Raw genomic sequence first — 4,627 nt, 5'->3', positions numbered from 1 at the left:
GGCGGCGCCGCCGGCGCGGCCGTCGGCCACGCCCAGAAGCCGCACTGATTCATCGACATGGATGCGGCCGCGTCGAGCGGCCGTATTCTGCGTTCTGGCGGCCCCATCGCCGCTAAATCCCATGAAAACGGGCCGTAGAGCTTGATTTCGGCGTGAAATTCGGCTTTGGCCTCGCGCCGGGTCGAGCGCGTCGAGATGCGCCTTCCGGCCCGATCTGCGGCCGTCGCCCTGGCGATCGGCCTTTTTCGCCGTCTCCATTCCCTATCAAGGACACCCGCCTCTCAGCATGCGCGACCTCAAGAACACCGGCTTCAACGACCGCCTGTCCGCCCAGAAAGACGCCAAACAAGCCCTGCTGGCCCGGTTCAAGCCGAAGCCGACCGTTCAGGATCCCGAGTTCGAGAAACTCGCCGAAAAGCGCGCCGCCGAGAAGGAAGCGATCCGCCAGCAGCACGAACTGGCCAAGGCCGAGGCGCGCCGCGAGAAGGCTGAGAAGGAAGCCGCCCGCCTGGCCGCCGAAATGGCCGCCCAGGAAGAGGTCGACGCCGCCAAGCGCGCCGCCCGCAAGGAGCGCAAGCAACTGACCAAGGAAGAGCAGAAGGCGGCCCGCGACGCGCGCTACGCCGCCCGCAAGGCGCGCCAGCGCTAAGCACGCGCCATGCCCCCTCCTTGACCGGGAGGGGCAACGCTCAAGCCGCCGTCGCGTTACAGGGGCGAAGATTCCTGCGACGCGTCGCCGCCGACCTCTTGGATCGTGCGTTCGGCGACCTAACTGCAAGGCTGATCTTCACACAGCACTGCCAACGGGAGCCGTCATGAACGCCATCGACACCGGTCTCAAGCCCAAGGAACGCGCCGACGTCGCGCGCGAACTGTCCAAGGCTCTGGCCGACAGCTACGCCCTCTATCTGAAGACGCACGGCTATCACTGGAACGTACGCGGGCCGGAGTTCTTCAGCCTGCACAACCTGCTGGAAGAGCAGTACCGCGAGATCTGGGCCGCCCTGGACGACATCGCCGAGCGCATCCGCGCCCTGGGCGAACTGGCCCCGCAGAGCGCCTCGGCCTTCGCCAATCTGACCTCGATCAAGGACGGCGATCCGGAGAAGGATGCGTCCGAGATGCTCAAGGAGCTGATCAAGGACCACGGCGTGGTCATCTCGACCGCGCGCGCGGCCCTGGACGCCGCCGACGAGGTGGGGGACGAGGCCTCGGTCGACCTGATGACCCAGCGTCTGGCTGCCCACGAAAAGGCCGCCTGGATGCTGCGCTCCAGCCTGGGCGATCGTTAAGCGGCGAGGAGATCGCCGCTTCCGCCTCACGGAACGGTAATCTTCGCGTCTGAAAAGCGCCGGATTGGGCGGTCATGCAGATCGCTGATTTCCGGCGCCGTCAGACGCCGCTATACGGACACCGCATGAACCTCGGCCGCCTTACGCCGCTGAAGACGACCGGACGCCGGGCTGTGGCAGCGGCGCCCGCCGCCATGGCCGTGACCCTGGCGGCGATGGGCGTGGCCATGTCGGCCAGTTCGACCCCGCGCCCCGACATCGACCGCACCGCCGAAGCCGTGGCCCGCGCCACGGGCGGCGACCTGGGGCCGGACGGCCTGGCGGCGGTGACGGCGCGGATGGATGCGGGGCAACTGGCGATCGCGCGTCGGCACGACCCGGCTCTGGGCCTGCCCGAGCTTTACGGCCTGACCCCCGGTTGGGAGAGCCTGACCCTGGGCGGCAAGCCCAGCCTGGATCAGGGCGCGGTGGGCGTCGCGGCGCAGCAGTTGAACGCCGCCATGCCCAACGCCTTGGGCGCGCTTCAGCCCGCGCGGCCCTTCCTGTTCCGCCCGGCGGACGAGGTGTCGCGGCAGCGCGCCCTGCGCTGCCTGACCCAGGCGGTCTATTACGAGGCGGCGCTGGAGCCGACCGAGGGGCAGGAGGGCGTGGCCCAGGTCGTGCTGAACCGGGTGCGCGATCCCAACTATCCCTCCAGCGTCTGCGGCGTCGTCTATCAGGGCGCCGAGCGGACCACGGGCTGCCAGTTCAGCTTCACCTGCGACGGCTCCCTGGCGCGGGGCCCGGTGCGCTGGGCCTGGGACCGGGCCGAGCGGGTCGCGGCGCGCGCCCTGAACGGCCATGTGTCCGAGCGCGTGGGCACGGCCACCCACTACCACGCCGACTACGTCCATCCCTGGTGGTCGCCCAGCCTGGCCAAGATCACCCAGGTCGGGGCGCACATCTTCTATCGCTGGAAGGGCGCGGCCGGAGAGACGGCCGCTTTCGTCACCGCCTATTCCGGCCGCGAGCCGTCGATCGACGAGGCCCGCTTCGCCCAGTCGCGCGTCCTGCTGGCCACGGCCGCCGACAGCGTGGAAGCGGCGCTGGAGGGCGCCAAGTCGGGCGAACTGCGCACGGTCGAGATCGACGGCCAGACCCGCGTGGTGGGCGTCGCCAGCCTGGGCGGCCGCCGCCAGGCCGGCAAGGATGAGATCGCCGCCATCAACGAACGGCTCAAGGCCTTCGAGAGCGGCGCCGTCTCCAGCGTGACCGTGACCGCCCCGCCGCCTGCGGGCGTCACCCCCATGGCGGTCGAAGAGGTCGGCAAGCCGCAGGGGTGAGGACGGGCGATCGCCTAAACGCCTAAGGCGTAGTCTCGCCAGCCGTCGCTGAGGGCGGAGAGGGTCGAGGGCAGGCCATGGGCTGCGCCGTCAGACGCCAGCCAGTCCTCGAAGCTGCGTCCGTCCGCCATCGCTTGAGCGATCTCGGCCAGGATGGTCGGGCGGCCTGAAGTCTGGATCAGATAGTCGGCGAAGACACGGGTCTGGATGTAGAAGACGCGCTCGAGCGCGGCCGGGCGAAGACCGGCGCCCGCCGGGGTGAAGCTGACGCCGACGCCGCCTTTGACGGCCAGTTCGGGCGCGACCGCGACGGCGCGCGCCAGACCGGGATGCTCGCGCGCCAGCAAGCCGGGCAGGTCCAGCAGTATGGCGCGGCCGTTGATGGGACCGACGGCGGGGACCGCCTCGCCCTTCATCAGGGCGCGGAAGTGGTCGCGGCGCTGGGCGGCGGTCGGCTCGTTTTCCAGAATGACGGCGGCGGCTTCGTCCAGCCAGTCGGGGCCGGGGCCGCCGTAGTGGCGCGGGGCGGCGTCCGCCGCGGCCCGTTCCGGCCAGAAGGCGGCGGTGAACCACAGGTGGCCCAGTTCGTGCGGGACCATGCCGGCGTCCAGCGCGGCCTGGGCTTTCGCGTCGGGGATCTGGGACAGGGCGCGGGCGACGACTTCCTCGGTCTGGGCCGGGCTCATGTTCTGGGAGGCGGCGAAACGGCGCGCGCCTTGTTCGATGCTGCGGCGCGCCGCCTCGTCGAACGCCCGTGGCGCGGGCCAGGGCAGGATGTGAGAGAAGCCCGCGGCGTTCAGAGCGGCCCGGTCGGGCAGGGGCGGGGTCGAGACGACGACATAGGGGGCGATGTCGCGGTCGAAGCGGGTGCTGAAGCGGGCTTCGCCCGCGCGAGCATAGCTCGCCAGCCGTTCCGCTTCCGCTGGCGAGGCGGCCAGGGCGACGCCGTGATCCGCCGCCGCGCAACTGAGATCGGGCGCAGCACGCAGAGCGCGGGCGCACATCGAATCGGGGACCGGGGAGGGAGTGGTCGAGGTCAGCAGCAGGACGAGGGCGAGCATGGGCGTCTCCGAAGATGGGAAGACAGGCTCGTGGGCGTTCGTATCGCCTTCATGTCGGCTGCGGGCGCTTGCCGAGGGCGTTCCGACACACGAGAGATACAAGGGGGAAGAAGAAAAGGAGGAGCATGGACGCGACGGCCGACATTCTGATCGTTGATGACGACGCCAGCCTGAGGGCGGCGCTGCAGGACTATCTGTCGGGCGCCGGCTATGCCGTGCGGACCGCCGACAGCGGCGGGGCGATGGACGCGCGGCTGGCCGAGGCCGCGCCGGACCTGGTCGTTCTGGATGTGATGATGCCGGGCGAGGACGGGCTGTCGATCTGTCGACGGCTGCAGGGGCGGGCGCCGGTGCTGATGCTGAGCGCCATGGGCGAGACCACCGACCGCATCGTCGGGCTGGAGGTCGGGGCCGCCGACTATCTGCCCAAGCCGTTCGAGCCGCGCGAGCTCCTGGCCCGCGTCCGCGCAGTGTTGCGTCGCCCCGCCCTTCTGGACGAGGCGACGGATCGACCGCTGATTTTCGAGGGCTGGACGCTGGAGGTCGAGACGCGGCGCCTGACCGATCCGGCGGGGGCGCCGGTCGAGCTGACGGGGGGCGAGTTCGCCCTGTTGCTGACCTTCCTGCGATCGTCTGGGCGCATCCTCAGCCGCGATCAGATTCTGGAGAACACCCACGGGCCGCTGGCCGAGAATTTCGACCGAGCGGTCGATCTGGCGGTCAGCCGCCTGCGGCGCAAGCTGGACCGGCCGGGACAGGCGCCGTTGATCGAGACGGTGCGCGGGGCGGGCTATCGCTTCCGAACGCCGGTGCGGGGATGAGCATCCGCAGCCTGTCCATTCGCACCTTGGCGGCGGGCTTCACCGTCGCTGCTATCCTGCTGAGTCTGACGGTCGCCTTCGTCATCGCCCTGGCCTTTCCCGCTCCGCCGCCCGCACGGGTGACGCTGGCC

Annotated in this window: 6 protein-coding genes; 4 read left to right on the top strand and 2 right to left on the bottom strand. The window is 70.4% G+C overall.

Going from position 1 to position 4,627, the window contains the following annotated elements; translation table 11 throughout:
* Nucleotides 1-258 (bottom strand): hypothetical protein (locus BDIM_RS18325; RefSeq protein WP_211205988.1); only part of this gene is annotated, 258 nt, incomplete at its 3' end.
* 28 nt (nucleotides 259-286) lie between these two features.
* Here BDIM_RS18325 and BDIM_RS13085 point away from each other — a divergent pair.
* From BDIM_RS13085 to BDIM_RS13075, 3 genes are all read left to right on the top strand, one after another.
* Complete coding sequence (locus tag BDIM_RS13085) at nucleotides 287-649, top strand: DUF6481 family protein (RefSeq protein WP_003166083.1); 363 nt, start codon at nucleotides 287-289, stop codon at nucleotides 647-649.
* Between the two features lie 166 nt (nucleotides 650-815).
* Nucleotides 816-1,292, top strand: coding sequence for a Dps family protein (locus tag BDIM_RS13080; protein ID WP_003166082.1), 477 nt, complete (start codon nucleotides 816-818; stop codon nucleotides 1,290-1,292).
* Nucleotides 1,293-1,366: 74 nt separating this feature from the next.
* A complete protein-coding gene (locus BDIM_RS13075) occupies nucleotides 1,367-2,614 on the top strand; it encodes a cell wall hydrolase (RefSeq protein WP_003166081.1) in 1,248 nt (415 codons plus the stop codon).
* Nucleotides 2,615-2,628: 14 nt separating this feature from the next.
* Here BDIM_RS13075 and BDIM_RS13070 read toward each other — a convergent pair whose 3' ends face one another.
* Nucleotides 2,629-3,675, bottom strand: a complete 1,047-nt coding sequence (locus BDIM_RS13070; RefSeq protein WP_003166080.1) for a hypothetical protein — start codon at nucleotides 3,673-3,675, stop codon at nucleotides 2,629-2,631.
* A gap of 125 nt (nucleotides 3,676-3,800) precedes the next feature.
* Between BDIM_RS13070 and BDIM_RS13065 the strand changes: the two genes are divergently transcribed.
* Nucleotides 3,801-4,496, top strand: a complete 696-nt coding sequence (locus tag BDIM_RS13065; protein ID WP_003166079.1) for a response regulator — start codon at nucleotides 3,801-3,803, stop codon at nucleotides 4,494-4,496.
* The last annotated feature ends 131 nt before the right edge of the window (nucleotides 4,497-4,627 follow it).

This window comes from Brevundimonas diminuta ATCC 11568 (genome assembly GCF_000204035.1).
Taxonomy (GTDB): domain Bacteria; phylum Pseudomonadota; class Alphaproteobacteria; order Caulobacterales; family Caulobacteraceae; genus Brevundimonas; species Brevundimonas diminuta.
The sequence above is the reverse complement of the archived record's forward strand: the minus strand, read 5'-3'. Positions and strand labels throughout refer to the sequence as shown.